This window comes from Streptomyces sp. NBC_00252 (assembly GCF_036187565.1).
GTDB lineage: Bacteria > Actinomycetota > Actinomycetes > Streptomycetales > Streptomycetaceae > Streptomyces.
In genome coordinates this window covers 7,368,137-7,394,131 of sequence record NZ_CP108087.1, presented here as the reverse complement: position 1 = coordinate 7,394,131, position 25,995 = coordinate 7,368,137, and the positions used below count along the sequence as shown (strand labels likewise).

Here is a 25,995-nt window from a genome sequence, read left to right as displayed (position 1 = left end):
TGCATGCCACCCAAAGAACCCAAAGGTCCTGAAGAACCAGAAAGCAGCCTTCAGGAGAGGATCACCGGCGCCCTGGTCGGCGCGGCGGTCGGCGACGCCCTCGGCGGTCCCGTCGAGGGCTACTCCCCCGACCAGATCCTCGAACGCCACTCCGGTCGCGTCCACGGCATCGTCGGCCCCTGGAACGGCGACGACTGGCGCACCGCCCGCCCGATCGCGCCATACCACAAGGGCGACGGCCACGTCACCGACGACACCTTGATGACCCACGCGCTGGTACGGGTCTACGCGACCGTCCGCGACCACCTGGACGCGTACTCCGTGGCCGACCACCTCGTCCCGGACCTCATGCAAACCCCGCGCTGGATCCCGGAGTTGGAGGCGGAGGCCATCCCGCTCCAGCGCGTCTTCCTCGCGGAGAAGTGGCTCGCGGCCCGCCTGCACTACGGCCATGTCGACCCCCGCGAGGCCGGCGTCGGCAACATCGTCAACTGCGGTGCCGCGATGTACATGGCACCGGTCGGCCTGGTCAACGCGGCCCATCCGGCGGGCGCTTACGCCGAGGCCCTCGACATCGCGGGCGCCCACCAGTCGTCGTACGGCCGTGAGGCAGCCGGTGTCTTCGCGGCGGCGGTGGCCGCGGCCTGCGTACCGGGCGCGACCCCCGACTCGGTCGTGGCCGCCTGCCTCGCCCTGGCGAAGGACGGGACCCGCACCGCCATCGAGAAGGTCTGCGAAGTGGCCGCCGGGTACTCGGACTTCGAGTCGGCGCTCGGCCCGCTGCGGGAGGCGATCGCGCCGTACGACACCGTCGGTCCCGACTACCGCGCGCCGTCCCTGGACGCCCGTCGCCCCTCCCGCACGAAGGCGATCGAGGAACTCCCGGTCGCGCTGGGCATGTTGGTGGTCTCGGGCGGCGACTTCCGGCACGCGGTGCTGGGTTCGGTGAACTACGGCCGGGACTGCGACTCGATCGCGACGATGGCCGGCGCGGTCGCGGGCGCCCTGGGTTCGACGGTCCCGCAGGACTGGTCGAAGACGGTCGCCGAGGCCAGCCGCCTGGACCTGTGGGAACCGGCGACGACGCTCACCGCCGTCACCCGCGAGGTGTTCGAGCGCGATGTCCTCCGACGCCGGGCCCACGAGGCGGCGTTCAGCGAGATCGGGGGGCTGCGGTGCTCCGACTGACCTGGGTCCAGCCGGAGGACCTGCTCGGCCACGAGCTGCGCCAGGCCGCCCAGGACGGCCGCGAACCGTCGGCCGTCGCGGCGCGCTGGCGGGCGGCGGGCGGCGCGGAGGCACCGGAACGGGCGGGCGCGTCCCCCGAACTCCCCACCCGCTATCTCCGGTTGCTCGCGGAGGACCTGCTGGACGAACTGGCCGACCTGCCCAGCGGATTGGCGGACCAGGAGCCCACCGACCTGGCACGCATCAAGGCCCTGTGCCCCAACTGGCCCGCCGCACAGGCCACTTCCCCACCCCGCCCGGCCCTCTTCGAGGCCGCCTGGCTGGGTCGCGCGGTCGGCTGCCTCCTCGGCAAACCCGTGGAGAAGATCACCCTCGACGGCATCCGCCGACTCGCCCGCGCCACCGGCAACTGGCCCCTCACCACGTACTTCACCGCCCGGGGCGTCCCCGCCGACCTCCTCGCCGCCCATCCCTGGAACCGCCGCTCCGCCCCCACCTCGCTGGCCGAGAACATCGACGGCATGCCCGAGGACGACGACCTCAACTACCCCCTGTTGAACCTCCTGTTGCTACAGCGCCACGGCAGGGACTTCACCACCGCCGACGTGGCGAAGCTCTGGCTCGACGAACTCCCCGCAGGCCGCACCTTCACCGCCGAACGCATCGCCTACCGCAACCTCCTCACCGGCCTCGAACCCCCGCGCACGGCCCGTCACCGCAACCCGTTCCGCGAGTGGATCGGCGCCCTGATCCGTGCCGACGTGCACGGCTGGACCAACCCCGGAAACCCGGGCGCCGCCGCCGAACAGGCCCACCGCGACGCCACGTTGACCCACACCGCGAACGGCGTCTACGCGGCGATGTTCACGGCCGCCGTCATCGCCACCGCGAACACCGGCACCCACGACATCCACACCTGCCTGCGCACCGGCCTGACGGTGATCCCGCCCAACTCCCGCCTGGCCAAGGCGATTCAGCACGCCCTCCAACTGGCCCGGAAACACCGGGACTTCGACGAGGTGGTGGACGAACTCCACGCCACCTACGGCCCGACCCACCACTGGGTCCACGCGATCCCCAACACCGCCCTGATCACCGCCGCCCTCACCCACGCGGACGGCGACTTCACCGGCTCCATCTGCCGTGCCGTGTCCGGGGGCTGGGACACCGACTCCAACGGCGCCACGGTCGGCGGCATCGCCGCCCTCGTCTCGGACACCGCGCTCCCCGACCGCTGGACGGCCCCGCTCAAGAACCGGCTCGCCACCTCCGTAGGCGACTTCAACGGCATCGGCTTCGACACCCTCGCCCGGCTCACCCACCAGGAGACCGCCCGCCCATGACCCACATCGCCGTGCTCGGCAGCACGAACATGGACCTCGTCGCCTACGTCGAGAAGGCCCCGCAACGCGGAGAGACCGTCACCGGACGGGAGTTCCGCACGATCCCCGGCGGCAAGGGCGCCAACCAGGCGATCGCCGCGGCCCACGCGGGCGCGACCGACGTCACGATCGTCGGCGCGGTCGGCAACGACGCCTACGGCGCCCAACTCCGCGCCACCTTCGAGCACTCCGGAGTGGACACCGACCATCTGCGCACCGTCGAGGGGCCGTCCGGCACCGCGCACATCGTCGTGGACGACGAGGGCGGCAACGCGATCGTCGTCATCCCCGCCGCCAACGGCACCGTCGACCACCTCGCCCCCGGCGACGAGGCGACGATCGCCACGGCCGACGCCCTGCTCCTCCAGCTGGAGATCCCGCTGGTCGCGGTCATCGCGGGCGCGGAGGCGGCCCGCCGCCACGGCGTCCGGACGATCCTCACCCCCGCCCCGGCCCAGCCCCTGCCGCCCCAACTCCTGGCCGCCGTCGACCTGTTGGTCCCCAATGAGCACGAGGCCACCGCCCTCACCGGCCGCACCGACCCGCGCGAGGCGGCGACGGCCCTGCTCGACCAGGTGCCCGAGGTGATCGTCACGCTGGGCGCGTCGGGCAGTCTGTACGCGGCCAGGGGCGCCGAGCCGTTTCTCGTTCCCGCGCCTCAGGTGACCGCCGTGGACTCGACGGGCGCGGGCGACACCTTCGTCGGGGCGCTCGCGGTGGCGCTCGCCGAGGGCCGTCCGATGCGGGACGCGCTGGCCTGGGCGGCAGCGGCGGCGGCCCTGTCGGTGCAGCGGCCCGGCGCGACGGCGTCGATGCCGTTCCGCGCGGAGATCGACAAGCAGTACGCCTCATGACCGAGCCGACCTCAACTCCCTTGTCGGGGCTGCGTGTTCTGGACCTCGCGACGCTCTTCGCCGGGCCTCTCGCCGCCACCATGCTCGGTGACTTCGGCGCCGAGGTCATCAAGGTCGAGCATCCCACCAAGCCGGATCCCTCCCGGGGCCACGGCCCCTCCAAGGACGGCATCGGCCTGTGGTGGAAGCTCCTCGGCCGGAACAAGCGCGCGATCACCCTCGACCTGTCGAAGCCGGGCGGGCGCGACACCCTGCTCCGGCTGGCCACGACCGCCGACGTGATCATCGAGAACTTCCGCCCCGGCACCCTGGAGAAGTGGGACCTCGGCTGGGCCGAACTCTCCGCCGCCAACCCGAAGTTGGTGCTCGCCCGGGTCACCGCCTTCGGTCAGTTCGGCCCCTACGCGCACCGCCCCGGCTTCGGCACCCTCGCCGAGGCGATGAGCGGTTTCGCCGCGATCACCGGCGAGCCGGACGCGCCTCCGACGCTCCCGCCCTTCGGCCTCGCCGACTCGATCGCGGGCCTGGCGACGGCATACGCGGTGATGACCGCTCTCGCCGCACGTGACCGCACCGGTGAGGGGCAGGTGGTGGACATGGCGATCATCGAACCGATCCTCACCGCGCTGGGCCCGCAGCCCCTCTGGTACGACCAGCTCGGTCACGTCCAGCCGCGCACCGGCAACCGCTCCCAGAACAACGCCCCACGCAACACCTACCGTACGGCGGACGGCGGTTGGGTCGCCGTCTCCACCTCGGCGCAGTCGATCGCCGAGCGCGTGATGCGCCTGGTCGGCCGCCCGGAACTGGTCGACGAACCCTGGTTCGCGACGGGCGCGGACCGGGCCCGGCACGCCGACGTCCTGGACGCGGCGGTCGGCGACTGGATCGCCCGACGCAGCCGCGCGGAGGTGCTGGCCGCGTTCGAGAAGGCGGAGGCGGCGGTCGCCCCGATCCAGGACGTCCGGGACGTCATGGAGGACCCGCAGTACCGGGCCCTCGACACGATCACCACGGTCGACGACCCCGAACTCGGCCCGCTCCGCATGCAGAACGTCCTCTTCCGCCTCTCCGCCACCCCCGGCGCGATCCGCTGGACCGGCCGCCCGCACGGCGCCGACACGGACACGGTCCTGGCCGAACTCGGCCTGACCGAGACCGAGTTGGCCACTCTCCGGCAGGCGGGCGCCCTGTGACCCCGCACCCCCTGACCTGGCTCTACGTCCCCGGCGACCGCCCGCCGGTCGTGGCCAAGGCGCTCGCGGCCGGCGCGGACGTGGTCGTCGTGGACCTGGAGGACGCGGTCGCCCCGGACCGCAAGGAGTACGCCCGCGCGGCCACGGCGGAGCTGCTCTCGGAGCCCCGGCCCGACGTCCACGTCCGCGTGAACGCCCTCGACACCCCCTGGGCCGCCGACGATCTCCGCACGCTCGCACCCCTGCCGGGCGTGTCCGGCCTGCGGCTCCCGAAGGTGACAGCGGCGGAGGACGTCGTAGCCGTGGCGGAGAAGGCCCGCGGCCTCCCGCTGTACGCCCTTCTGGAAACGGCCCTCGGTGTCGAGCGGGCCTTCGCGATCGCCGGCGCGCATCCCTCCGTGCACGGGATCGCGCTCGGGGAGGCGGATCTACGGGCCGACCTGGGGGTGCGGGAGGACGCGGGCCTGGACTGGCCGCGGTCCCGGGTGATCGTCGCGGCGCGGGCTGCGGGGCTGGCGCCGCCGCCGCAGTCGGTCCATCCGGACATCCGCGATCTGGACGCCCTGGCGGTCTCGTGCGCGCGCGGCCGTGCCCTGGGTTTCCTGGGCCGTGCGGCGATCCATCCGCGTCAACTCCCGGTCATCGAGAGGGCGTTCCTGCCGACCGAGCGGGAGATCGAGGAGGCCGAGACCATCGTCAAGGCGGCCATGGCGGAGGAGGGCGCGCAGGCGCTCGCCGACGGGCGGTTCATCGACGCGGCGGTGGTGGCTGCGGCCCAGCGGACCCTGTCGCTGGCCCGCCGCACCTGACACACGACGAGGGCGCCCCGTCTGACCCGGGGCGCCCTCGTCGTCGTAGAACCTGCTGTCAGCTCTTCTTCGCCGACTCCGGCTCGTCCTTCTTGACGTCCTCGGTCTCGGTGTCCGGGGCGTCTTCCTTGGCCTCGGGCTCCGGGGTGTCGGTGGCCGCGGTCTCCGAGGTGTCGGTCTTCGGCTCGGTGTCGGCGTCGGTTCCGTCGGCCGGGGTGTCCGTCTCGGGCTCGACGATCTCCTCGCGGCCGGGGCGCTTCTTCGCCGAGACGATCATGTAGACCACCGCGAGGACGAAGACGATCATCGCGGTCCAGTCGTTCAACCGCAGGCCCAGGAAGTGGTGGGCGTCGTCGACGCGCATGTACTCGATCCAGCCGCGGCCCACGCAGTAGGCGGCGACGTACAGCGCGAACGCCCGGCCGTGGCCCAGCTTGAAGCGGCGGTCGGCCCAGATCACGAGGAAGCCGACGCCCACGCACCACAGCGACTCGTACAGGAACGTCGGGTGGTAGTAGCCCGGCACGCGGCCGTCCGTCGAGGACGTGATGTGCAGCGCCCAGGGGAGGTGGGTCTCGCGGCCGTAGAGCTCCTGGTTGAACCAGTTGCCCCAGCGGCCGATGGCCTGGGCGAAGGCGATGCCGGGGGCCAGCGCGTCGGCCCAGGCGGGCAGCGGGATGCCACGGCGGCGGCAGCCGATCCACGCGCCCACCGCGCCGAGCGCGATCGCCCCCCAGATGCCGAGGCCGCCCTGCCACACCTTGAAGGCGTCCACCCAGTCGCGGCCCTCGCTGAAGTACAGCTCGTAGTCCGTGATCACGTGGTACAGGCGACCGCCGACGAGGCCGAACGGCACGGCCCAGACAGCGATGTCGGCCACCGTCCCGACCTTGCCGCCGCGGGCGACCCAGCGTTTGTTGCCGAGCCAGACGGCGACGAAGACGCCGATGATGATGCAGAACGCGTAGCCGCGCAGCGGAATGGGGCCGAGGTGGTAGACCCCGCGCGACGGGCTGGGAATGTAGGCAAGTTCCATGGCAGGGTCGACGCTACCGTGCCGGACCGTGACCACGGCAAGCGGCCCGGCTACGGCTCCATAACGGGCCGGTGTGAAAACCGGCCCGCCCGCTTACCCCTCGCTATCCCTTGTTGGCCGCCTGGACCAGCTGCTTCAGCTTCGCCGGGGTCATCGTCTGGTCCGCGTAGATGTTCTTGCCGTCGAAGAGGACGGTCGGGGTGCCGGTGAAACCGCCCGCCTGGAAGGCCGCGGCGGACTTCATGACCCAGCTGTCGTGCGCACCGCTGTTGACGCACTTCTGGAAGGCGGGCGTGTCGAGGCCGCTGACCTTGCCGGCCAGCTCGATCAGCTTGGCGTTGCTCGCGTAGGCGTCGTCCGTCTCCTTCGGCTGGTTCTCGTACAGCACGTCGTGGAAGTCGCGGAACTTTCCGGCGTCCTGGGCGCAGGCCGCCGCGTTCGCCGCGCGCTTGGAGCCGGTGCCGCCGAGGTTGCCGTCGATCAGCGTGACCAGGTGGTACTGCACCTTGAGCTGGCCGGAGTCGGTCAGCTCGTGGAGCGTCGGGCGGTACGCCGTCTCGAAGGCCTGGCAGGCCGGGCAGCGGAAGTCCTCCCACACCGTGAGCGTCGGCTTGGCGCTGTCCCTGCCCACCTGGATCGCCAGGCTGTCCTTGCCGGTCGCCCCGGAGGGCGCGACGACCGGGCCCGCCTTGCTGCTGCCGCTGTCCTTGCCGTGGTTCGCGGCGAGGACGCCGACCACCGTCGCAAGACCCAGCACGCAGACCACGCTCGCGGCCACGATCAGCGTGCGCCGCCGCCTCTCCGCGGCCTTCTGCTTCTCACGCTCGACCGCCAGCCGCTCGCGGGCGGTGCGCTTTCCGTCACGGTTCTTCTCGCTCACACCCCGCAGAACGAACCGGGGAGGCGCAGCGCGCCTCCCCGGTCCCAGGTCCACCCGTTCGAGTGACCACCTGTTCTGTTCCGTGCCGTACGACTCCTACGACTGTCCGCGCACGCCCTTCGCGAGGTCGCCCGCGAGCGCGCGGACCGCCTCGACGCCGGCCGCGTCGTCCGGCGCGTCCAGCATCCGCTTGACGAAGGCCGAGCCGACGATCACGCCATCCGCGAAGCGGGCCACCTCGGCGGCCTGCCGGGCGTCGGAGACACCGAGTCCGACGCACACGGGCGTGTCGGTGGTGGCCCGGGTGCGCTCGACGAGGTCCTGCGCCTGCGCGCCGACCGACTCACGGGTGCCGGTGACGCCCATCAGGGAGGCGGCGTAGACGAAGCCGGTGCCGACCTTGGTGATCTCGGCGAGGCGGGCGTCCTTGCTGCTGGGCGCGACGACGAAGACCGTGGCGAGCCCGTGCTTCTCCGCGTGCTCCCTCCACAGGCCCGCCTCCTGGACGGGCAGGTCGGGCAGGATGCACCCGGCGCCGCCCGCCTCGGCCAGCTCGGCGGTGAAGCGCTCGACGCCGTAGCGATCGATGGGGTTCCAGTACGTCATGACGAGCACGGGCTTGCCGGTCGCCGTGTGGGCCTCGCGGACCGTGCGCATGACGTCGGCGATCTTGACGCCGCCGCGCAGGGCGATGTCGTCGGCGGTCTGGATGACGGGGCCGTCGAGGACGGGGTCGCTGTGCGGCAGACCCACCTCGACGATGTCGGCGCCGCCGTCGAAGGCCGCCTTGATCGCCGCGATGCCGCCGTCCACGGTCGGGAACCCCGCCGGGAGGTAGGCGATGAGCGCGGCGCGCCCCTCGTCCTTGGCGGCGGCGAGGGTGTCGCTCAACAGCCGGATGTTGCCGCTCACTTGGCGTCCCCCTCGATCTCGGCGGTGTCGGCCGCGTCGGCGGCGACCTCGGCGTCGGTGTCGTACAGGCCGAAGTAGCGCGCGGCCGTGTCCATGTCCTTGTCGCCGCGCCCGGACAGGTTGACGACGATCAGCCCGTCCTTGCCCAGCTCCTTGCCGACCTCCAGCGCACCCGCCAGGGCGTGGGCGCTCTCGATCGCGGGGATGATGCCCTCCGTGCGCGAGAGCAGGCGCAGGGCCTGCATGGCCGCGTCGTCGGTGACCGCGCGGTACTCGCCGCGGCCGCTGTCCTTGAGGTAGGAGTGCTCGGGGCCGATGCCCGGGTAGTCCAGACCGGCCGAGATCGAGTACGGCTCGGTGATCTGGCCCTCCTCGTCCTGGAGGACGTAGGACCGCGAACCGTGCAGGATGCCGGGCTCGCCCGCGGTCAGCGTGGCCGCGTGCTCGCCGGTCTCGACGCCGTGCCCGGCGGGCTCGCAGCCGATGAGGCGTACGTCCGTGTCGGGGATGAAGGCGTGGAAGAGGCCGATGGCGTTCGAGCCGCCGCCGACGCAGGCGATCGCCGCGTCGGGGAGGCGTCCTGCGCGCTCCAGGATCTGGCGGCGGGCCTCGACGCCGATCACGCGGTGGAAGTCGCGGACCATGGCCGGGAAGGGGTGCGGTCCCGCGACCGTGCCGAAGAGGTAGTGCGTGCGGTCGACGTTGGCGACCCAGTCGCGGAACGCCTCGTTGATCGCGTCCTTCAGGGTGCGGCTGCCGGACTTCACGGCGATGACCTCGGCGCCGAGCATGCGCATCCGGGCCACGTTCAGCGCCTGGCGCTGGGTGTCGATCTCGCCCATGTAGATGGTGCATTCGAGGCCGAACAGGGCGCAGGCGGTGGCGGTCGCGACGCCGTGCTGGCCGGCGCCGGTCTCCGCGATGACCCGGGTCTTGCCCATGCGCTTGGTGAGCAGGGCCTGGCCGAGGACGTTGTTGATCTTGTGGGAGCCGGTGTGGTTCAGGTCCTCGCGCTTGAGGAAGATCCGCGCGCCGCCCGCGTGTTCCGCGAAGCGGGGCACCTGCGTGAACGCGCTCGGCCTGCCGGTGTAGTTGACGAGGAGGTCGTCGAGCTCACGGGCGAACTCCGGGTCGTGCTTGGCCTTCTCGTACTCCACGGCGACCTCGTCCACGGCGGCGACGAGTGCCTCCGGGATGAACTTGCCGCCGAACGCGCCGAAGTAGCCCTCGGCGCTGGGGATTTGGCCGTCGGGGTCTGGGATGAAGAACTCGCTGGGCATGCGGAAACCTCACGGTGAGTGTTTGTTGAGACACTAAGCGCCGTGGGGGCGGGGGTTGTTCAGCTGGCTGCGGGACCGTCGTGGCTGGTCGCGCAGTTCCCCGCGCCCCTGAAAACTTGCCATCGACGCCCGTTGACCTGCCCAGGTTCGTCACCGATGACGTAGCGCACCCTGCGGCCGTGCACCCGGCGGGCCGGGGCGCGGCAACCCCTCGGACGGCAGCCGCGCGCCAGGCGGGCGTGCCGGTCCATGGGGGTCAGGGTGAGTGTCATCGGGGGAAGCCTAGCGGGTGATCAGCTGCGGCCGTGTCGCAGTGCCGGGTGCTCGCCCGCTGCCACCAGGTCCGAGACCGCCGACTTGGGGTCGCGGCCGGTGACCAGGGACTCGCCCACCAGGACCGCGTCGGCGCCCGCGTTGGCGTAGGCGATGAGGTCGTGGGGGCCGCGGACGCCGGACTCGGCGATCTTCACGATGTGGGCCGGGATCTCGGGGGCGACGCGCTCGAAGGTGCCGCGATCGACCTCGAGGGTCTTGAGGTTGCGGGCGTTGACGCCGATGATCTTCGCGCCGGCGTCGACCGCGCGGTCCACCTCGTCCTCGTCGTGGACCTCGACGATCGGCGTGAGGCCGATCGACTCGGCGCGCTCGATGAGGGACTCCAGGGCCGGCTGGTCCAGGGCCGCGACGATCAGCAGGGCGAGGTCGGCGCCGTAGGCACGGGCCTCCCAGAGCTGGTACGACGTGACGATGAAGTCCTTGCGGAGGACCGGGATGTCCACCCGCGCGCGGACGGCCTCCAGGTCGGCCAGCGAACCGCCGAAGCGGCGCTGTTCGGTGAGGACGGAGATGACGGCGGCGCCGCCCGCCTCGTAGTCCGCGGCGAGGCCCGCCGGGTCGGCGATCGCGGCCAGGGCGCCCTTGGAGGGGCTGGAACGCTTGACCTCGCAGATGACCTTGACGCCGTCACCGCGCAGCGCGGCGACCCCGTCCTTGGCCGCGGGAGCCTTCGCCGCACGCTCCTTGAGCTCGTCGAGGCTGACGCGCGCCTGCCGTTCCGCCAGGTCGGCACGGACTCCGTCGATGATCTCGTCGAGCACACTCACGCGAGCGGCCCCCTTCCGGACGGTGGAAAAGCAATGGTCACATCTGACCTCGATGGTATCCGGAGGAAGGCGTAGGCCTCGCATCCGGTTGACGCCGGTCCCACTACCTGGACATGCGCCGGTTGATCAAGGATGTAGCCAGCCACCGAACGGCAGGTTCCGGACAACCGTGAAGACCAGCACCAACGCGCCCAGACTCCACAGCTGGACCCGGCCGAGTTCGATCCGGGCGGGCCTGCCGCGGGCCGCACGGACCACCCAGACGGTCCACACGACCATGAAGGCCAGATAGCCCACCACGGCGATCGCGTTGTCCTGGAGCGCCGCCAGGAAGTCCCCGTGGATGAACTCGTGCGCGCTGCGCAGACCGCCGCAGCCGGGGCAGTACAGGCCGGTGAGGCGGTACAGGGGGCAGACGGGGTAGTGGCCCGGGTGATTCGGGTCGACGGCGCCCACGTAGGCGAAGGCTCCGGCGACGGCCGCGAGGACGCCTGCGGGCACGGCCACGCGGTTCAGCACGGACGCGGTACCGGGGGTGGCGCCGGGGGCGCGCGACTTCGGCATGCTCTGGCTGTCGGCGTTCACGTCTCGCATTGTGCCCCCTGGTCCTCGCGTGCGGCACGCGCGCGTGAGGGGCGGTTCCCGGTGCTCCCGGGACCGCCCCTCCACGGAGTCGGCTGACAGCTGCGGCTCAGCTGTCGGCGTGTGCCGTCTTGCCGAGCAGTTCGGTCAGGTCCTGGGGACGGTCCTTGGGCATGCCCATTCCCATCGCGCTCATGACCCAGCCGACGATGCCACCGACGACCACGATCCCCATGCCCGCCCAGAAGCCGGCCGGCTGTGCCATCACCATGAAGGCGCCCGCGACGCAGAAGCCGATGAATGCGATCGTTGTACCGGTCCAGGCGGCCAAAGTGTGACCGTGGCTGTTGCCCGCCATGACGTGCTCCTCGTTGCTGTGTACGTGTGTGAGCAGACGCTCACGCTTCATTGTTCCGCACGCGAGCAGAACCGATGCTCCGGGGTGGCTCCGTGTCTGCTCGGGTTCGAGAGCGCCCCGTCAGGGGCGCGGGGAACCGCGCGACCAGCAACGACACCGCCGCACCCGGCAAACGGCCCGACCCATCGCCCGCTCTCCCGGCGGAGCGCCTACGCCCCCGTGGGGTCCTCACCCCGGTCCAGGGCCTTCCAGATGTCCTCAGGGCGATCGGGGTCCACGACAGGCGCCCGCCGGGGCCGAGGCGCCCCATTGCGTTCGTAGCGCCCCGACATCGCGGGCCAACGACGCCCGTAGACCAGGGCCAGCAGACCGGCCAGCAGGATCAGCCCACCCCCGACCGCGGCCACGTACGGCCAGGCCGTGTGGTCGAAGGCGTGGACGACCGACGACGTGTCGCCGGAGGCCTGCGCGGCCTTGTCATCGAGCGCGGAGCTGTCGGTCGCACCGAGAAGCGCCGCGGCGACGATGCCCGCGCCGGAGAGCGCGAGGAGGGCGGACACGGCGAAGCGGCCGGTTTTACGGACGGCGAAGACGGCGACGAGCGCGGCGAGGCCCACTATGGCGAGCGCCGCGGGCACGCCCGTGACGTCGCTGCCCTTGGCGGACAGCGGGAACGCGTCGCCGGCCACCGTCGCGGTCCCCATCGACCAGCGCTGACGGGTGGCCAGCAGGGCCACGGCCGCGCCGAGCGCACCGCTGAGCAGGGCCACGGCGAGGCTTCGGCGGCCGGCGCGCGCGGGGCCTTCGCCTTCGGAACGGGGGTGAGGAACAGCAGCAGTCACGGAGTCCACTATCGCTCCAACCCCGGGCGAACCGTCACCCGGGGTTCATATGACCCTCGTCCTATTGCCCGAGCCGGTTCGCCGTGTGCACGGCGCGCAGGACCGCCGCCGCCTTGTTCCGGCACTCCTGGTCCTCCAGTTCGGGGTCCGAGTCGGCGACGATGCCGGCGCCCGCCTGGACGTAGGCGGTGCCGCCCCGGAGGAGGGCCGTACGGATGGCGATGGCGGTGTCGGAGTCGCCCGCGAAGTCGAGGTAGCCGACGCAGCCGCCGTACAACCCCCTTCTGGACGGCTCGAGTTCGTCGATGATCTGCATCGCGCGGGGCTTCGGCGCGCCGGAGAGGGTGCCGGCCGGGAAGCAGGCCGTGAGGACGTCGAAGGCGGTACGGCCGGGGGCCACGCGACCGGTGACCGTCGAGACGATGTGCATCACGTGGGAGTAGCGCTCGACGGACATGAAGTCGACGACCTCGACCGAGCCGGGTTCGCAGACGCGTCCCAAATCGTTACGTCCGAGGTCGACCAGCATGAGGTGTTCGGCGCGCTCCTTGGGGTCGGCGAGGAGCTCGTCGGCGAGGGCCTGGTCCTCCTGCGGGGTCGCGCCGCGGTGCCGGGTCCCGGCGATGGGGTGGACCATCGCGCGGCCGTCCTCGACCTTGACGAGGGCCTCGGGGGACGAACCCACCACGTCGAAGCCGTCGAAGCGGAACAGGTACATGTACGGCGAGGGGTTGGTCGCCCGGAGCACGCGGTAGACGTCCAACGCGCTTGCCGTGCACGGGGTTTCGAAGCGCTGCGAGGGGACGACCTGGAAGGCCTCGCCCGCGCGGATGCGCTCCTTGATGTCCTCGACGGCGACCTTGAAGTCGGGGCCGCCCCACAGCGCGGTGTACTCGGGCAGCTCGGAGGGCGGGAGCTGGGCGGGCGGCTGGGCCACCGCGCGGGAGAGGTCCGCCTCCATGGTGTCGAGGCGGGCGATCGCGTCCGCGTAGGCCTCGTCGACGCCGGTGTCGAGGTCGTTGTGGTTGATCGCGTTGGCGATCAGCAGGACCGAGCCCTCCCAGTGGTCCATCACGGCCAGGTCGCTGGTGAGGAGCATCGTCAGCTCGGGGAGCCTGAGGTCGTCGCGCTCGCCGGGGCCGATCTTCTCCAGGCGGCGGACGATGTCGTAGCCGAGATAGCCGACCATGCCGCCGGTGAAGGGCGGCAGGTCCTCCTGGTGGGGGGTGTGCAGGGTCTCGATGGTGGCGCGCAGGGCGGCGAGCGGGTCGCCGTCCACCGGGACGCCGACGGGCGGGGTGCCGAGCCAGTGGGCCTCGCCGTCGCGGGAGGTGAGGGTGGCGGCGCTGCGGACGCCCACGAAGGAGTACCGGGACCAGGAGCGGCCGTTCTCCGCGGACTCCAGGAGGAAGGTGCCGGGGCGCTCCGCGGCCAGTTTGCGGTAGAGCGCGACCGGGGTGTCGCCGTCGGCGAGGAGCTTGCGGGTGACCGGAATGACGCGACGGTCGGTGGCCAGCTTGCGGAACGTCTCGAGGTCCATGGCGGCTGACCTTACTGATCCGAGGCGGGGGCGCCGGAGACGCCGCCGTCCGTGGGGAGAGCGTCCTTGAGGAGCACGTCGGCGTCGAAGCAGGTGCGGTCACCGGTGTGGCAGGCGGCGCCGACCTGGTCGACCTTCACGAGGACCGTGTCGCCGTCGCAGTCCAGCGCGACCGACCTGACGTGCTGGACGTGGCCCGAGGTGTCGCCCTTCACCCAGTACTCCTGGCGGCTGCGGGACCAGTACGTGCAGCGGCCCGTCGTGAGGGTGCGGTGCAGTGCCTCGTCGTCCATCCAGCCGAGCATGAGCACCTCACCGGTGTCGTACTGCTGGGCGATCGCGGGGACGAGCCCGTCGGCGCCGCGCTTGAGGCGGGCGGCGATCTCGGGGTCGAGGCTGCTGGGAGGGGACATGCTGGTCATGGGTGCCATTGTGCCGCGCCCGACTGACAGTCACGGCCGGGCGTCCACTGTGCGGACCCTCCACGCGGTCGTAGGCTGACGGTATGTCGACCTTCGCGAAGCGTGAACGACTTCTGCTCGCCGATCTCCTGGAGACCGCGGGCCCCGACGCCCCGACCCTCTGCGAGGGGTGGCAGACCCGTGACCTCGCCGCGCACGTGGTGGTGCGCGAGCGCCGTGCCGATGCCGCGGGCGGCATCATGATCAAGCAGCTCGCGCCGCGGCTCGAGCGGGTGATGACGGAGTTCACGGCGAAGCCGTACGAGGAGCTGATCCAGCTGATCCGTACGGGCCCGCCGCGTTTCTCGCCGTTCCAGCTGAAGCAGCTCGACGAGGCGTCCAACACGGTCGAGTTCTACGTCCACACGGAGGACGTACGACGGGCTCAGGAGGGGTGGACCCCGCGCGAGCTGGACCCGGTGTTCCAGGACGCGCTGTGGTCGCGCCTGGAGCGCATGGCCCGGCTGATGGGCCGTACCGCGCCGACCGGGCTGGTGCTGCGCCGCCCGGACGGCCAGACCGCGGTCGCCCACAAGGGGGCGCCGGTCGTGACGGTGACCGGCGAGCCCTCGGAGCTGCTGATGTTCGCCCACGGCCGGCAGAGCGTGGCCAAGGTCGAGCTGGACGGCGACGAGAACGCGATCGCCAAGGTCCAGGCGACCAAGCAGCTGGGGATCTGACCCTCACCCGCAGGGCGGGCCCGTCGTCGACTGGGCGGGTCAGCCGGGGAGTTCGGCGCGCCGCAGGTCCCGCACGCACAGTGCCACGACCCCGCCCAGCCCGCAGACCGCCGCGCTGCCGACGAACACCGGGCCGGTGCCCCACGCCCCGATCGCGGCGGCCGACAGCGGCATGCTGAGCGGGGCGAAGCCGAGGCTGACCAGGCTGGAGACGGCGGTGACCCGGCCGAGGTAGGCGGGGTCGGCCTGGGTCTGCAGCAGGGCGCCGCACAGGGCCCCGCTGAGCCCGGCCAGCAGCCCCACGAGCAGGGCGACACCGACGGCCGCGAGGACCCCGGGGACGAAGGCCAGGGCGCCGATCGCGACGGACCCGGCGAGGATCGCCCACCCGGCGACATGCCCGGCGTGCGGCAGCCGCCCCCGCACGGTCAGCAGCAGGGCCGCGGCACCGGCGCCGACACCGAAGCCGGAGAGCACCCATCCCATGCCGGAGGCGCCCCAGCCGCGTTCGTCGGCGAGCAGGGTCAGTCCCACGTTGAGCGGGCCCACGAAGCCGAGGTCGCCGAGGGCGATGGCCAGCATCAGGGGGGCGAGGACCCGGTGGGCGCGGATGTAGCGGAGGCCTGCTTGGAGGTCTCCCAGGGGGGTGGTCGCGCGGGCGGGGGCCTTGTCGGCGGCGGTCTCGGTGGCGCCGCTCGCTTCGGAGTCGAGGGCACCCAGCACAGCCGCGCCGGGCGCCGCGCCACGACCGCCCGCGCCCTTACCCGCGTCACCCGCATCGACGCCGCTGGCACCCAACTCGGCCTTGTCGTCGACGGCCGGCTCCCGCATCCGCACCGAGATCAGCAGCGGCACCGACACCGCGATCAGGAGCCCGGCGAGGCCGAACGCCGCCGCCGCGCCGCCGAGCGCGACGGCGAGGCCGCCGAGCGGGCCGCCGACGACGTTGGCGAAGCGGATCGCGAGTCCCCGCATGCCCTGCACGCGCGCGAGTTGGTCCCGGGTCGTCACGCGCGCGGGGAGGGCGCCCACGGCCGGCATGAACACGGCGTCGACCGTCCCGAACACCACCGCGAGCAACGCCAGCGGCCACAGCCCCGGGCTGGTCAGGAAGAGCAGCGCGGCCACCGACAGCCCCGCCGCGCAGCGCACCAGGTCACTGCCGATGACGACCCTGCGCGGCCCGAACCGGTCGGCGATCACTCCCCCGCCCAGCATCAGCAGGGCGCGCGGCACGGCACTCACCGCCATCACGGCACCGGCCTGCGCGGGGGAGCCCTGCTGCACCGCAGCCCAGGACAGGGCGATGTAGTACACGCTGTCGCCGACCATCGAGGACGCGTAGGCGGCGAGCCAGCGCAGGACGTTGGGGTCGCGGTGGGCGGGTTTTCCGATGGCCGTGCCGGGGGCTATGAGCGTGCTGGTCATGGGAGTTCGTCCTCTCCGGGGCTCAGACGCGGAAGGGGAAGCCGTACACGTGGACGGCGACGTTCTCGCGGCCCTGGGTGTCGCCCGCCGCCTCGGCGGCTCTCCCCCTGGCCTGGTACTTGTGGATCAGGGTGTCCAACTCGACCTGGAGTTCCGCGAGTTCGGACGCGTTCAGGCGCGGGAGGTACTCGCTCTCGAAGCTCGCCGAGTGCCACTCGTCGTTCCAGGAGTCGGACTCGTCGAGGTGGCGCCGGTAGAGGTCGACGCGCTGATCCAGCAGGATCCGGGTGAGGGCGCCCTGCGCGGCGAGCTTCTCGGGCGCGTCCTTGACGTCCTCGTGGCGCACGGTCAGGCTCTCCGAGGCCGGCCGCCACCAGCGCTCCCGGCCGTCCTCCCCCTGCGGCTCGGCCTCTTCGATGAGGCCGTGCTCGGCGAGCTTGCGCAGGTGGTAACTGACCAGCGACACGGCCTCGCCGACCTGGTCGGCCAGCTGCGACGCGGTCGCGGCACGGGCCACGTACAGCGCCCGGTACAGCTTGACGCGCAGCGGGTGCGCGAACGCCTTGAGCGTCCCCAGGTCGGTGATGGCACGGGTCTCATTCGAGCTCATGCCTCTCACCGTAGATGCGAAAGGAAAGTTGCGCAACTTTCCTTTCGCATCTCGGCAGAAGTAAGCCCCGGCCGCGCAGAAGTAAGCCCCGGCCGCCAGGCAGCCGGGGCTTACAGCACCTCTAAGGAGTCACCGGACGGGGTGACCGGCCTCCTTCAGCGCCTGCTTCACTTCCCCGATCCGCAGGTCGCCGAAGTGGAAGACCGAGGCCGCCAGCACGGCGTCCGCGCCCGCCGCCACCGCGGGCGGGAAGTCCGCGAGCCTGCCCGCGCCCCCTGAAGCGATCACCGGGACGGTCACGTGCTTGCGGACCGCCGCGATCATCTCCAGGTCGTAGCCGTCCTTCGTGCCGTCCGCGTCCATCGAGTTGAGCAGGATCTCCCCCGCCCCCAACTCGGCCGCCCGGTGCGCCCATTCGACCGCGTCGATGCCGGTGCCCGTGCGGCCGCCGTGGGTGGTGACCTCGAAGGAGCCCTCGGGGGTCCGGCGCGCGTCCACCGACAGCACCAGCACCTGCCGCCCGAACCGCTCCGCGATCTCCCGGATCAGCTCGGGCCGGGTGATCGCCGCCGTGTTGACGCCGACCTTGTCCGCGCCCGCCCGCAGCAGCTTGTCCACGTCATCGGCCGTGCGGACGCCGCCGCCGACCGTGAGCGGGATGAAGACCTGCTCGGCGGTGCGGCGGACCACGTCGTACGTCGTCTCGCGGTTGCCGGAGGACGCGGTGATGTCCAGGAAGGTCAACTCGTCGGCGCCCTCGGCGTCGTAGACCTTGGCCATCTCGACGGGGTCGCCCGCGTCGCGCAGGTTCTGGAAGTTGACGCCCTTGACGACCCGGCCGTTGTCCACGTCCAGGCAGGGGATCACTCGTACGGCCAGGGTCATGCGGACCCCTCGCCTTCGTCCCCGGAGCGGTACGCCTCCACCTCGACCTCGACGACCAGGCTCGGGTCGACGAAGCCGGACACGATGATCATCGAGGCGGCGGGGCGGATCGCGTCGAACAGCTCCTTGTGTGCGCGGCCCACGTCCTCCACATCCCGGGCGTGGGTGATGTACATACGGGTGCGCACCACATCGGCGCGCCCCAGGCCCAGTTGGTCCAGCGCGGCGAACGCGACGTTGAACGCGTTGACCGTCTGCTCGTAGGGACCGCCGCCCGCGATCTCGCCGTCCACTATCGACGTGCACCCGGAGACCAGCACCAGGCCGTTGGGCAGCTCCACCGCGCGGGAGTAGCCGAAGGCGTCCTCCCAGGGGGCGCCGGTCGACACGCGTCGTAGCTCGGTCACCGGGCCACCGCCTCCAAGGCCTCTTCCAGGGTGAACGCCTTCGCGTACAGGGCCTTCCCGACGATGGAGCCCTCGACACCGAGCGGGACCAGCTCGGAGATGGCGCGGAGGTCGTCCAGGGAGGACACCCCGCCGGAGGCCACGACCGGGCGGTCGGTCGCCGCGCAGACGTTGCGCAGCAGCTCCAGGTTGGGGCCCTGGAGGGTGCCGTCCTTGGCGATGTCGGTGACCACGTACCGGGCGCAGCCCTCGGAGTTGAGGCGGTCCAGCGTCTCGTAGAGGTCGCCGCCGTCGCGGGTCCAGCCGCGCCCGCGCAGGGTCGTGCCGCGTACGTCGAGGCCGACCGCGATCTTGTCGCCGTGCTCGGCGATGACCTTGGCGACCCACTCGGGGGTCTCCAGCGCGGCGGTGCCGAGGTTCACCCGGGTGCAGCCGGTGGCCAGGGCGGCGGCGAGGGTGTCGTCGTCGCGGATGCCGCCGGACAGCTCGACCTTGATGTCCATGGCGCCGGCGACCTCGGCGATGAGCTTGCGGTTGTCGCCGGTGCCGAACGCGGCGTCCAGGTCGACGAGGTGCAGCCACTCGGCGCCGGAGCTCTGCCAGGCGAGGGCGGCCTCCAGGGGGGAGCCGTAGGAGGTCTCGGTCCCGGACTCGCCGTGGACGAGGCGGACGGCCTGGCCGTCGCGGACGTCGACGGCGGGGAGGAGTTCGAGCTTCGAAGGCATCAGAGGGTTCCGATCCAGTTGTTCAGCAGCTGCGCTCCGGCGTCGCCGGACTTCTCGGGGTGGAACTGCGTGGCCCACAGGGCGCCGTTCTCCACGGCGGCCACGAAGGGCTTGCCGTGCGTCGACCAGGTCACCAGGGGGGCGCGCATCGCCGGGTTCACGACCTCGAGGGTCCAGTCGTGGACGGCGTAGGAGTGCACGAAGTAGAAGCGCGCGTCCGCGTCGAGGCCCGCGAAGAGCTGGGAGCCCGCCGGGGTGTCGACGGTGTTCCAGCCCATGTGGGGCACGATCTCGGCCTGGAGGGGTTCGACGGAGCCGGGCCACTCGTCCAGGCCCTCGGTCTCGACGCCGTGCTCGATGCCGCGCGCGAAGAGGATCTGCATGCCGACGCAGATGCCCATCACGGGGCGCCCGCCGGCCAGCCGGCGTCCGACGATCCAGTCGCCGCGCGCCTCCTTCAGGCCCTGCATGCAGGCGGCGAAGGCGCCGACGCCGGGCACCAGGAGGCCGTCCGCGTTCATGGCCTTGTCGTAGTCACGCGTTATCTCGACCTCGGCACCCGCGCGCGCGAGGGCCCGCTCGGCGGAGCGGACGTTCCCGAAGCCGTAGTCGAAGACGACGACCTTCTTCGCCGGGCTCAACTCCACACCGCCAACCGCATGACCCCCGCGACCAGACACATCGCCGCGCCGATGGAGACCAGCACGATGAGGCTCGCCGGCATCTTCTGCTTGACGAACGAGTAGACCCCGCCGAGGAGGAAGAGTCCGACGACGATCAGAAGGCTGGAGAGGCCGGTCACAGCGCGCCCTTCGTGGAGGGGAGGATGCCGGCCGCGCGCGGGTCGCGCTCGGAGGCGTAGCGCAGCGCGCGGGCGAGCGCCTTGAACTGGCACTCCACGATGTGGTGTGCGTTGCGCCCGTAGGGCACGTGCACGTGCAGGGCGATCTGGGCCTGGGCGACGAAGGACTCCAGGATGTGCCGGGTCATCGTGGTGTCGTACTCGCCGATCATCGGCGCCATGTTCTCGGGCTCGGTGTGCACGAGGTAGGGGCGGCCGGACAGGTCGACGGTGACCTGGGCGAGGGACTCGTCCAGCGGGACCGTGCAGTTGCCGAAGCGGTAGATCCCGACCTTGTCGCCGAGCGCCTGCTTGAAGGCGGCGCCGAGCGCGAGGGCGGTGTCCTCGATGGTGTGGTGGGAGTCGATGTGCAGATCGCCCTCGGTCTTCACGGTGAGGTCGAACAGACCGTGCCGGCCGAGCTGGTCGAGCATGTGGTCGTAGAAACCGACCCCGGTCGACACGTCGACCTTGCCGTGCCCGTCGAGATCGATCTCGACGAGGACCGACGTCTCCTTGGTCGCCCGCTCCACCCGTCCTACGCGGTTCATGTGCTCTGCTCCTTCATCAACTCACGGACCGCGTCGAGGAACGCGTCGTTCTCTTCGGGGGTTCCGGCGGAGACCCGCAGCCACCCCGGGATGCCGTTGTCCCGGACCAGGACGCCCCGGTCGAGGATTGTCTGCCAGGCGGTGTGCGAGTCCGCGAACCGCCCGAACTGCACGAAGTTCGCGTCGGACTCGACGACTTCGCAGCCGAGGGCACGCAACTCCCGTACCAGCCGGTCCCGTTCATCCTTCAGCTGCTCCACGTACCCGAGCAGCGTGTCGGTGTGCTCCAGCGCGGCCAGCGCGGTCGCCTGGGTGACGGCCGACAAGTGGTAGGGCAGCCGTACGAGTTGGACGGCGTCGACGACCGCCGGGTGCGCGGCGAGATAGCCGAGGCGGAGCCCGGCCGCCCCGAACGCCTTCGACATCGTGCGCGAGACGACGAGATTCGGCCGACCTTCGAGCAGCGGCAGCAGCGAGTCGCCGTGGCTGAACTCGATGTACGCCTCGTCGACGATCACCATCGACGGCTTGGCCGCCTGGGCCGCCTCGTACAGCGCGAGGACCGTCTCGGGCGGAACGGCGTTGCCCGTGGGGTTGTTGGGGGTCGTGACGAACACGACGTCGGGCCGGTTCTCCGCGATCCAGCGTTCGGCGGCGGCGAGATCGATCGAGAAGTCCTCGTTGCGCGGCCCGGAGATCCAGCCCGTCCCCGTGCCGCGCGCGATGAGCGCGTGCATCGAGTACGACGGCTCGAAGCCGATCGCGGTACGGCCGGGCCCGCCGAAGGTCTGCAGCAGCTGCTGGATGACCTCGTTGGAGCCGTTGGCCGCCCACACGTTCTCGACGCCGACCCGGTGACTCCCGGTCTTGGTCAGGTAGTTGGCCAGCTCGGTGCGCAGTTCGACCGCGTCCCGGTCGGGGTAGCGGTTGAGGTCGCGGGCGGCGTCACGGACCCGCTCGGCGATCCGCTCGACCAGTGCCTCGGGCAGCGGGTAGGGGTTCTCGTTGGTGTTCAGCCGTACGGGGACGTCCAACTGGGGCGCGCCGTAAGGGGACTTGCCGCGCAGCTCGTCCCGTACGGGAAGGTCGTCGATTCCGAAGCTCACTTGCCGGGCACCTTCCAGCCGAACCTGGCCTTGACCGCCGCGCCGTGCGCGGGCAGGTCCTCCGCCTCCGCCAGCGTGACCACGTGATGCGCCACGTCCGCCAGCGCGTCCTTCGTGTAGTCGACGATGTGGATGCCGCGCAGGAAGGACTGCACGGAGAGCCCGGAGGAGTGGCAGGCGCAACCCCCGGTCGGCAGCACGTGGTTGGAGCCGGCCGCGTAGTCGCCCAGCGAGACGGGCGCCCAGGGTCCGACGAAGATCGCACCCGCGTTCCGCACCCGGTCGGCGACCGCGGCGGCGTCGGCGGTCTGGATCTCCAGGTGCTCGGCGCCGTACGCGTCGACGACCCGCAGGCCCTCGTCGACGCCGTCGACCAGGACGATCGCGGACTGCCGGCCGGCCAGCGCCGGGGCGATCCGGTCCTCGATGTGCTTGGTGGCCGCGACCTGCGGTTCGAGTTCCTTCTCGACCGCGTCCGCGAGAGCCACGGAGTCCGTGACCAGGACGGCGGCGGCGAGCGGGTCGTGCTCGGCCTGGCTGATCAGGTCGGCGGCGACGTGCACCGGGTCGGCGGTGTCGTCGGCGAGGACCGCGATCTCGGTGGGCCCGGCCTCGGTGTCGATGCCGATCTTGCCGGTGAAGTAGCGCTTGGCGGCGGCGACCCAGATGTTGCCGGGCCCGGTGACCATGTTCGCGGGCGGGCAGGACTCGGTGCCGTGGGCGAACATCGCGACGGCCTGGGCACCGCCGACGGCATAGACCTCGTCGACGCCGAGCAGGGCGCAGGCGGCGAGGATCGTCGGGTGCGGGAGCCCGTCGAACTCGACCTGCGGCGGCGAGGCGAGCGCGACGGACTGGACCCCGGCCTCTTGGGCGGGCACCACGTTCATGATCACGGACGACGGGTACACGGACCGGCCACCCGGGGCGTACAGCCCCACCCGGTCCACCGGCACCCACTTCTCGGTGACCGTGCCGCCGGGCACGACCTCGGTGGTGTGGGTCGTACGGCGCTGCTCGCGGTGGACGAGCCGGGCGCGCCGGATGGACTCCTCCAGGGCCGCGCGGACCTCCGGGTCGAGCCGCTCCAGCGCGTCACCGAGGGCCTGGACCGGGACCCGTACCTGCTCCAGGCGTACGCCGTCGAACTTCTCGGCGAAGTCGATCAGCGCCGCGTCGCCCCGATGATGCACGGCCTCGCAGATCGGACGCACCTTCTCCAGGGCGGCCGAGACGTCGAAGTCGGCTCGGGGCAGCAGGTCGCGCAGGGCGGGTCCCTCGGGGAGGGCGTCGCCGCGCAGATCGATTCGGGAGATCACGCTCCAATTCTCTCAGACGGCAAACGAGGGCTGCTCACGCATATCAATGGCTGATACAGAACGTGGCCGGAACCCGGAAGATCCCCTTCACGTCTAGTGTTCCGGGCGTCACGGAGCGGGCATGAACAGCTGTGCGATACCCGTGAGTAGTTGAGAGGGATGGAAGAGCAGTGACCGAGGGTGCCGGCATCCGCGCGGGGGATCTGCCGGACGATCTGACCGCCGCCGAGGCCGGCATGTGGCAGGCCTTCCGCAATGGCAGCGTGTACGACCTGAGCAGCGGCGACACGGTCGTCGACGATCCGCACGGCGGGCACCCGTGGGGCCCGGAGCGGACCGTACGGGCCCGCATCGTGTGCTGGCTGCTCCTGGACGGCCCGCCCCCGCTGTCGGGCCGCGTGGCCTCACTGAAGCTCACCGGAGTGCAGATCAGCGGCGTCCTGGACCTCGCGGGCGGCACGGTCGCGCCGTACGTCGAGCTGAAGGGCTGCCGTTTCGAGCGCGAGGTGCTGCTCCCGGAGGCGCGCTTCCAGACCCTGCGGCTGGTGGACTGCTCGGTGCCGCGCCTGGAGGCGGCCCGGGTGCACACGGAGGGTGACCTGCATCTGCCGCGCTGCCGCTTCCACAACGGGGTACGGCTGACCGACGCGCACATCGGCACCGATCTGCTGCTGAACCAGGCGATCGTCTACCGGGACCGCAGCGGGCGTTCGATCGCCGCCGACGGCATGACCGTAGGACAGGATCTGCAGGCCGAACTCCTCGAATCGCACGGTGAGTTGAGCCTGCGCAGCGCCAAGGTGGGTGTCTCGCTGAGCCTGCGCGGCGCCCGGCTGGCCAACCCGTACACCCGACTCGCCCTGAACGCGCCCCAGTTGACCGTGGGCCGCACCCTGTACCTGACCCCGGCCGGTGTCGGCGGTCCCTGGCTGAGCGGAACAACTCCCGCGCGCGGGACCCGCATTCAGCGTTTCGCGTGCCAGGGCGGGGTGCGGCTGGACGACGGGCGGTTCGGGGACGCGGTGGACCTGGAGCGGGCCCGGTTCACCTTCACGGACGACCAGGAGCTGTCCCTGCTCCGCATCCAGACGCCCGAACTGCGCTTCCTCGGGGAGCGGCCGCAGCGCGGCAAGGTGGTGCTGTCGGGGGCGCGGATCGTCAACCTCATCGACCGGGCGAGCAGTTGGCCGGGCCCGGGCAACCTGCACACGGGCGGCTTCGCGTACGAGAACCTCGTACCGCAGGGCCCGTTCCCGCTGGACGCCCGCCTCGACTGGGTGGCGGCGGCGACCCCGGAGTACAACCCGGAGCCGTACGAGCGCCTCGCGACCGTGCTGCGGAACGCCGGGGAGGACGAGGACGCGCGCGAGGTGCTGCTCGCCAAGCAGCGCAGGCGCCGGGAGAGTCTGCCGGTCGCGGCCAAGGTGTGGGGGGTCGTGCAGGACTGGACGGTCGCCTACGGGTACCGGCCGGGCCGGGCCGCCGTGTGGATGGCGGTGCTGTGGGCGGCGAGTTCGCTGGCCTTCGCGCACGCCGACCACGCGCCGGTGAACGCGAACGGGCATCCGCCGTGGAGCCCCGCGCTGTTCGCGCTGGACCTGCTGCTGCCGGTGATCGACCTGGGGCAGGCGGGCCAGTGGCAGCTGCACGGCGGCTGGCAGTGGCTGTCGGTGGCGCTGATCCTGGTGGGGTGGATCCTGGCCACGACGGTCGCCGCGGGCGCCACACGGCTGCTCAGACGCGGCTAGGCGGCCCTCCCGAGCCCGCGCGCACAGCGCTCGAACAGTTGAGCAACAGTCACCTTTTGCCTGCCCTTGACCGTAGTGCGTACAACTTTCAGCGGGGTGGCCAATCGGTCTGGCGCACTCCGGATCCGCGGACTTTCAATGGTCGACACCATGGCTCTGCTGCGCGCGTTCATCCGCACCGCCCGGATGGCAAGGAACACCTCGCGGCTCGCCGCCGGACTGCCGGCCGACGACGAGGTCCTCCTCGACGCGCCCGACGACCGGCTCGGCCCCGCGTTGGTCGGGGCGGGCCGCGGCGAGTACGGCCCGGCGGCCGGGCTGCTGGCCGCGACCCGTGCCGCCGCCGGCTGGGAGGACCGCGACCGCTACACGCGCCGGCTCGCCGCGTTCGCCCGCTCCCGCCCCGAGTGGCTCGCGGACTGGCGCGCCGCCGCCCCGCACGACCCGGACGCCCTGCTGGTCGAGGCGCAGCTCGCGGTGGACCGCTGCTGGGAGTCGCCGGCCCGCGCCGAGCTGCTGCGCGAACTGAGCCCGCTGATCACGGCCGCGGCCGGGGCCGAGCCGCGCGACCCGGTGCCGTGGCGGATCGCCCTGGACCACGCGCGGGGCACGCACGCCGGGCACACCGAGTTCGAACGCCTGTGGGGCGAGGCGGTCCGCCGCTCCCCGCACCACTACGGCTGCCATGTGGCCGCCCTCCAGTACCTCTCGGCGGCCTGCTGCGCACAGTGGGGCGACACACCCCACACCGCCCGCTGCTCCCACCGCGAGTGCCTCGACTTCGCCGAACCGGCCGCGCAGGACGCCCTGCCGGGCTCGCTCGTCCAGGCCCTCCCGGTCCGCGCGGCCTTCGCGTGCCTGACGGACGGCTGCGCTCCCACGGTCCCGCGCGCCCGCCTGGACGCGGCGGCCGACCTCGCCATCGCGCTCTCGGCCACGTACGCGGCGGCCGACCCGTGGCCCGCCGAGGTCCGCAACCTCCTCGCCTACGTCCTGATCCGGCTCGAACGCTGGACGGACGCGCTGGACCAGCTCCGCCTCATAGGCCCGTACGCCACGTCGTTCCCCTGGGACCGGCTCTCGGACGACCCGCTGGGCCAGTTCCTCGAAGTCCGGGACGGCGTACGGATCGCGGTGGCTTCGGACATCCCCCTCGGAGGCCCGATTCCGCCCGCTCTGCAGGCGATTCCGACCCAGCCGTGGGCGTTCGAGGACGCCCCCGGGTATCCACGGAGTGAGCACGGCGGTCGTGCGCGCTCCGGCGACCATTAG

29 protein-coding genes are annotated in these 25,995 nt (G+C 72.0%); 8 read left to right on the top strand and 21 right to left on the bottom strand.

All coding sequences use genetic code 11. From position 1 onward, the window contains the following. Positions 1-3 precede the first annotated feature (3 nt). Genes OHT77_RS32810 through OHT77_RS32790 form a run of 5 tightly spaced genes read left to right on the top strand, consistent with a single transcriptional unit; the run spans position 4 to position 5,429 of the window. Positions 4-1,188 (top strand): ADP-ribosylglycohydrolase family protein, encoded by a 1,185-nt coding sequence (locus OHT77_RS32810; RefSeq protein ID WP_328832032.1) that lies wholly within the window; start codon positions 4-6, stop codon positions 1,186-1,188. Beyond that, a complete protein-coding gene (locus OHT77_RS32805; protein ID WP_328832031.1) occupies positions 1,176-2,531 on the top strand; it encodes an ADP-ribosylglycohydrolase family protein in 1,356 nt (451 codons plus the stop codon). Before OHT77_RS32810 ends, OHT77_RS32805 begins: the two co-directional genes overlap by 13 nt. Continuing rightward, a complete protein-coding gene (gene rbsK, locus OHT77_RS32800; RefSeq protein ID WP_328832030.1) occupies positions 2,528-3,424 on the top strand; it encodes a ribokinase in 897 nt (298 codons plus the stop codon). The genes OHT77_RS32805 and rbsK overlap by 4 nt, the downstream gene beginning before the upstream one ends. Beyond that, the gene (locus OHT77_RS32795; protein ID WP_328832029.1) at positions 3,421-4,620 is read left to right on the top strand and encodes a CaiB/BaiF CoA transferase family protein; all 1,200 of its coding nucleotides are present in this window, start codon (positions 3,421-3,423) and stop codon (positions 4,618-4,620) included. The genes rbsK and OHT77_RS32795 overlap by 4 nt, the downstream gene beginning before the upstream one ends. Beyond that, positions 4,617-5,429 carry an HpcH/HpaI aldolase/citrate lyase family protein gene (locus OHT77_RS32790; RefSeq protein WP_328832028.1) on the top strand — a complete coding sequence of 271 codons (813 nt, stop codon included), beginning with the start codon at positions 4,617-4,619 and terminating at the stop codon, positions 5,427-5,429. The genes OHT77_RS32795 and OHT77_RS32790 overlap by 4 nt, the downstream gene beginning before the upstream one ends. A 58-nt stretch (positions 5,430-5,487) precedes the next feature. Here the strand turns inward: OHT77_RS32790 and lgt are convergent, their stop codons facing one another. The 11 genes from lgt to hisI all read right to left on the bottom strand — a co-directional run bounded on the left by lgt (position 5,488) and on the right by hisI (position 14,384). Next, complete coding sequence (gene lgt, locus OHT77_RS32785; protein WP_328832027.1) at positions 5,488-6,465, bottom strand: prolipoprotein diacylglyceryl transferase; 978 nt, start codon at positions 6,463-6,465, stop codon at positions 5,488-5,490. Between the two features lie 103 nt (positions 6,466-6,568). After that, on the bottom strand, positions 6,569-7,345 hold the full coding sequence (locus OHT77_RS32780; RefSeq protein ID WP_328832026.1) for a DsbA family protein: 777 nt from the start codon (positions 7,343-7,345) through the stop codon (positions 6,569-6,571). 96 nt (positions 7,346-7,441) lie between these two features. Continuing rightward, positions 7,442-8,257 carry a tryptophan synthase subunit alpha gene (trpA, locus tag OHT77_RS32775; RefSeq protein ID WP_328832025.1) on the bottom strand — a complete coding sequence of 272 codons (816 nt, stop codon included), beginning with the start codon at positions 8,255-8,257 and terminating at the stop codon, positions 7,442-7,444. Beyond that, on the bottom strand, positions 8,254-9,537 hold the full coding sequence (trpB, locus tag OHT77_RS32770) for a tryptophan synthase subunit beta (RefSeq protein WP_328832024.1): 1,284 nt from the start codon (positions 9,535-9,537) through the stop codon (positions 8,254-8,256). The genes trpA and trpB overlap by 4 nt, the downstream gene beginning before the upstream one ends. 59 nt (positions 9,538-9,596) lie before the next feature. Further along, the gene (trpM, locus tag OHT77_RS45080; RefSeq protein ID WP_401320279.1) at positions 9,597-9,809 is read right to left on the bottom strand and encodes a tryptophan biosynthesis modulator TrpM; all 213 of its coding nucleotides are present in this window, start codon (positions 9,807-9,809) and stop codon (positions 9,597-9,599) included. A gap of 21 nt (positions 9,810-9,830) precedes the next feature. Next, entirely contained in the window at positions 9,831-10,640 is an 810-nt protein-coding gene (trpC, locus tag OHT77_RS32765; RefSeq protein ID WP_019062275.1) for an indole-3-glycerol phosphate synthase TrpC, read from the bottom strand. A gap of 126 nt (positions 10,641-10,766) precedes the next feature. Further along, complete coding sequence (locus tag OHT77_RS32760) at positions 10,767-11,234, bottom strand: DUF2752 domain-containing protein (RefSeq protein ID WP_328832023.1); 468 nt, start codon at positions 11,232-11,234, stop codon at positions 10,767-10,769. A gap of 97 nt (positions 11,235-11,331) precedes the next feature. After that, complete coding sequence (locus OHT77_RS32755; RefSeq protein ID WP_266767720.1) at positions 11,332-11,580, bottom strand: HGxxPAAW family protein; 249 nt, start codon at positions 11,578-11,580, stop codon at positions 11,332-11,334. Between the two features lie 209 nt (positions 11,581-11,789). Beyond that, positions 11,790-12,431 (bottom strand): TIGR02234 family membrane protein, encoded by a 642-nt coding sequence (locus OHT77_RS32750; RefSeq protein ID WP_328832022.1) that lies wholly within the window; start codon positions 12,429-12,431, stop codon positions 11,790-11,792. Positions 12,432-12,483: 52 nt separating this feature from the next. Then, positions 12,484-13,962: an anthranilate synthase component I gene (locus OHT77_RS32745; RefSeq protein ID WP_328832021.1), complete on the bottom strand. Its 1,479-nt coding sequence runs from the start codon at positions 13,960-13,962 to the stop codon at positions 12,484-12,486. Positions 13,963-13,973: 11 nt separating this feature from the next. After that, positions 13,974-14,384: a phosphoribosyl-AMP cyclohydrolase gene (gene hisI / locus OHT77_RS32740; protein ID WP_328832020.1), complete on the bottom strand. Its 411-nt coding sequence runs from the start codon at positions 14,382-14,384 to the stop codon at positions 13,974-13,976. 83 nt (positions 14,385-14,467) lie between these two features. Between hisI and OHT77_RS32735 the strand changes: the two genes are divergently transcribed. Then, positions 14,468-15,103 (top strand): TIGR03085 family metal-binding protein, encoded by a 636-nt coding sequence (locus OHT77_RS32735; protein WP_328832019.1) that lies wholly within the window; start codon positions 14,468-14,470, stop codon positions 15,101-15,103. Between the two features lie 39 nt (positions 15,104-15,142). On the opposite strand, the gene OHT77_RS32730 is transcribed toward OHT77_RS32735, so the two are convergent. From OHT77_RS32730 to hisD, 10 genes are all read right to left on the bottom strand, one after another. Continuing rightward, the gene (locus OHT77_RS32730) at positions 15,143-16,531 is read right to left on the bottom strand and encodes an MFS transporter (RefSeq protein ID WP_328832018.1); all 1,389 of its coding nucleotides are present in this window, start codon (positions 16,529-16,531) and stop codon (positions 15,143-15,145) included. 22 nt (positions 16,532-16,553) lie between these two features. Beyond that, entirely contained in the window at positions 16,554-17,141 is a 588-nt protein-coding gene (locus tag OHT77_RS32725; protein ID WP_328832016.1) for an ArsR/SmtB family transcription factor, read from the bottom strand. Positions 17,142-17,270: 129 nt separating this feature from the next. Continuing rightward, complete coding sequence (gene hisF / locus OHT77_RS32720; RefSeq protein ID WP_328832015.1) at positions 17,271-18,026, bottom strand: imidazole glycerol phosphate synthase subunit HisF; 756 nt, start codon at positions 18,024-18,026, stop codon at positions 17,271-17,273. Then, positions 18,023-18,433, bottom strand: a complete 411-nt coding sequence (locus OHT77_RS32715) for a RidA family protein (protein ID WP_328832014.1) — start codon at positions 18,431-18,433, stop codon at positions 18,023-18,025. The genes hisF and OHT77_RS32715 overlap by 4 nt, the downstream gene beginning before the upstream one ends. Then, on the bottom strand, positions 18,430-19,158 hold the full coding sequence (gene priA / locus OHT77_RS32710) for a bifunctional 1-(5-phosphoribosyl)-5-((5-phosphoribosylamino)methylideneamino)imidazole-4-carboxamide isomerase/phosphoribosylanthranilate isomerase PriA (RefSeq protein ID WP_328683917.1): 729 nt from the start codon (positions 19,156-19,158) through the stop codon (positions 18,430-18,432). Before priA ends, OHT77_RS32715 begins: the two co-directional genes overlap by 4 nt. Beyond that, positions 19,158-19,805: an imidazole glycerol phosphate synthase subunit HisH gene (hisH, locus tag OHT77_RS32705; protein ID WP_328832013.1), complete on the bottom strand. Its 648-nt coding sequence runs from the start codon at positions 19,803-19,805 to the stop codon at positions 19,158-19,160. The genes priA and hisH overlap by 1 nt, the downstream gene beginning before the upstream one ends. Next, the gene (locus tag OHT77_RS32700; protein ID WP_019062288.1) at positions 19,796-19,960 is read right to left on the bottom strand and encodes a hypothetical protein; all 165 of its coding nucleotides are present in this window, start codon (positions 19,958-19,960) and stop codon (positions 19,796-19,798) included. The genes hisH and OHT77_RS32700 overlap by 10 nt, the downstream gene beginning before the upstream one ends. Continuing rightward, a complete protein-coding gene (gene hisB / locus OHT77_RS32695; protein ID WP_019062289.1) occupies positions 19,957-20,550 on the bottom strand; it encodes an imidazoleglycerol-phosphate dehydratase HisB in 594 nt (197 codons plus the stop codon). Before hisB ends, OHT77_RS32700 begins: the two co-directional genes overlap by 4 nt. Then, on the bottom strand, positions 20,547-21,656 hold the full coding sequence (locus tag OHT77_RS32690) for a histidinol-phosphate transaminase (protein ID WP_328832011.1): 1,110 nt from the start codon (positions 21,654-21,656) through the stop codon (positions 20,547-20,549). Before OHT77_RS32690 ends, hisB begins: the two co-directional genes overlap by 4 nt. After that, positions 21,653-22,975, bottom strand: a complete 1,323-nt coding sequence (gene hisD, locus OHT77_RS32685) for a histidinol dehydrogenase (protein ID WP_328832009.1) — start codon at positions 22,973-22,975, stop codon at positions 21,653-21,655. The genes OHT77_RS32690 and hisD overlap by 4 nt, the downstream gene beginning before the upstream one ends. 170 nt (positions 22,976-23,145) lie before the next feature. Here hisD and OHT77_RS32680 point away from each other — a divergent pair, with 170 nt between their 5' ends. Then, positions 23,146-24,723 (top strand): oxidoreductase, encoded by a 1,578-nt coding sequence (locus OHT77_RS32680; RefSeq protein ID WP_328832007.1) that lies wholly within the window; start codon positions 23,146-23,148, stop codon positions 24,721-24,723. 150 nt (positions 24,724-24,873) lie between these two features. After that, a complete protein-coding gene (locus OHT77_RS32675; RefSeq protein ID WP_328832006.1) occupies positions 24,874-25,995 on the top strand; it encodes a hypothetical protein in 1,122 nt (373 codons plus the stop codon).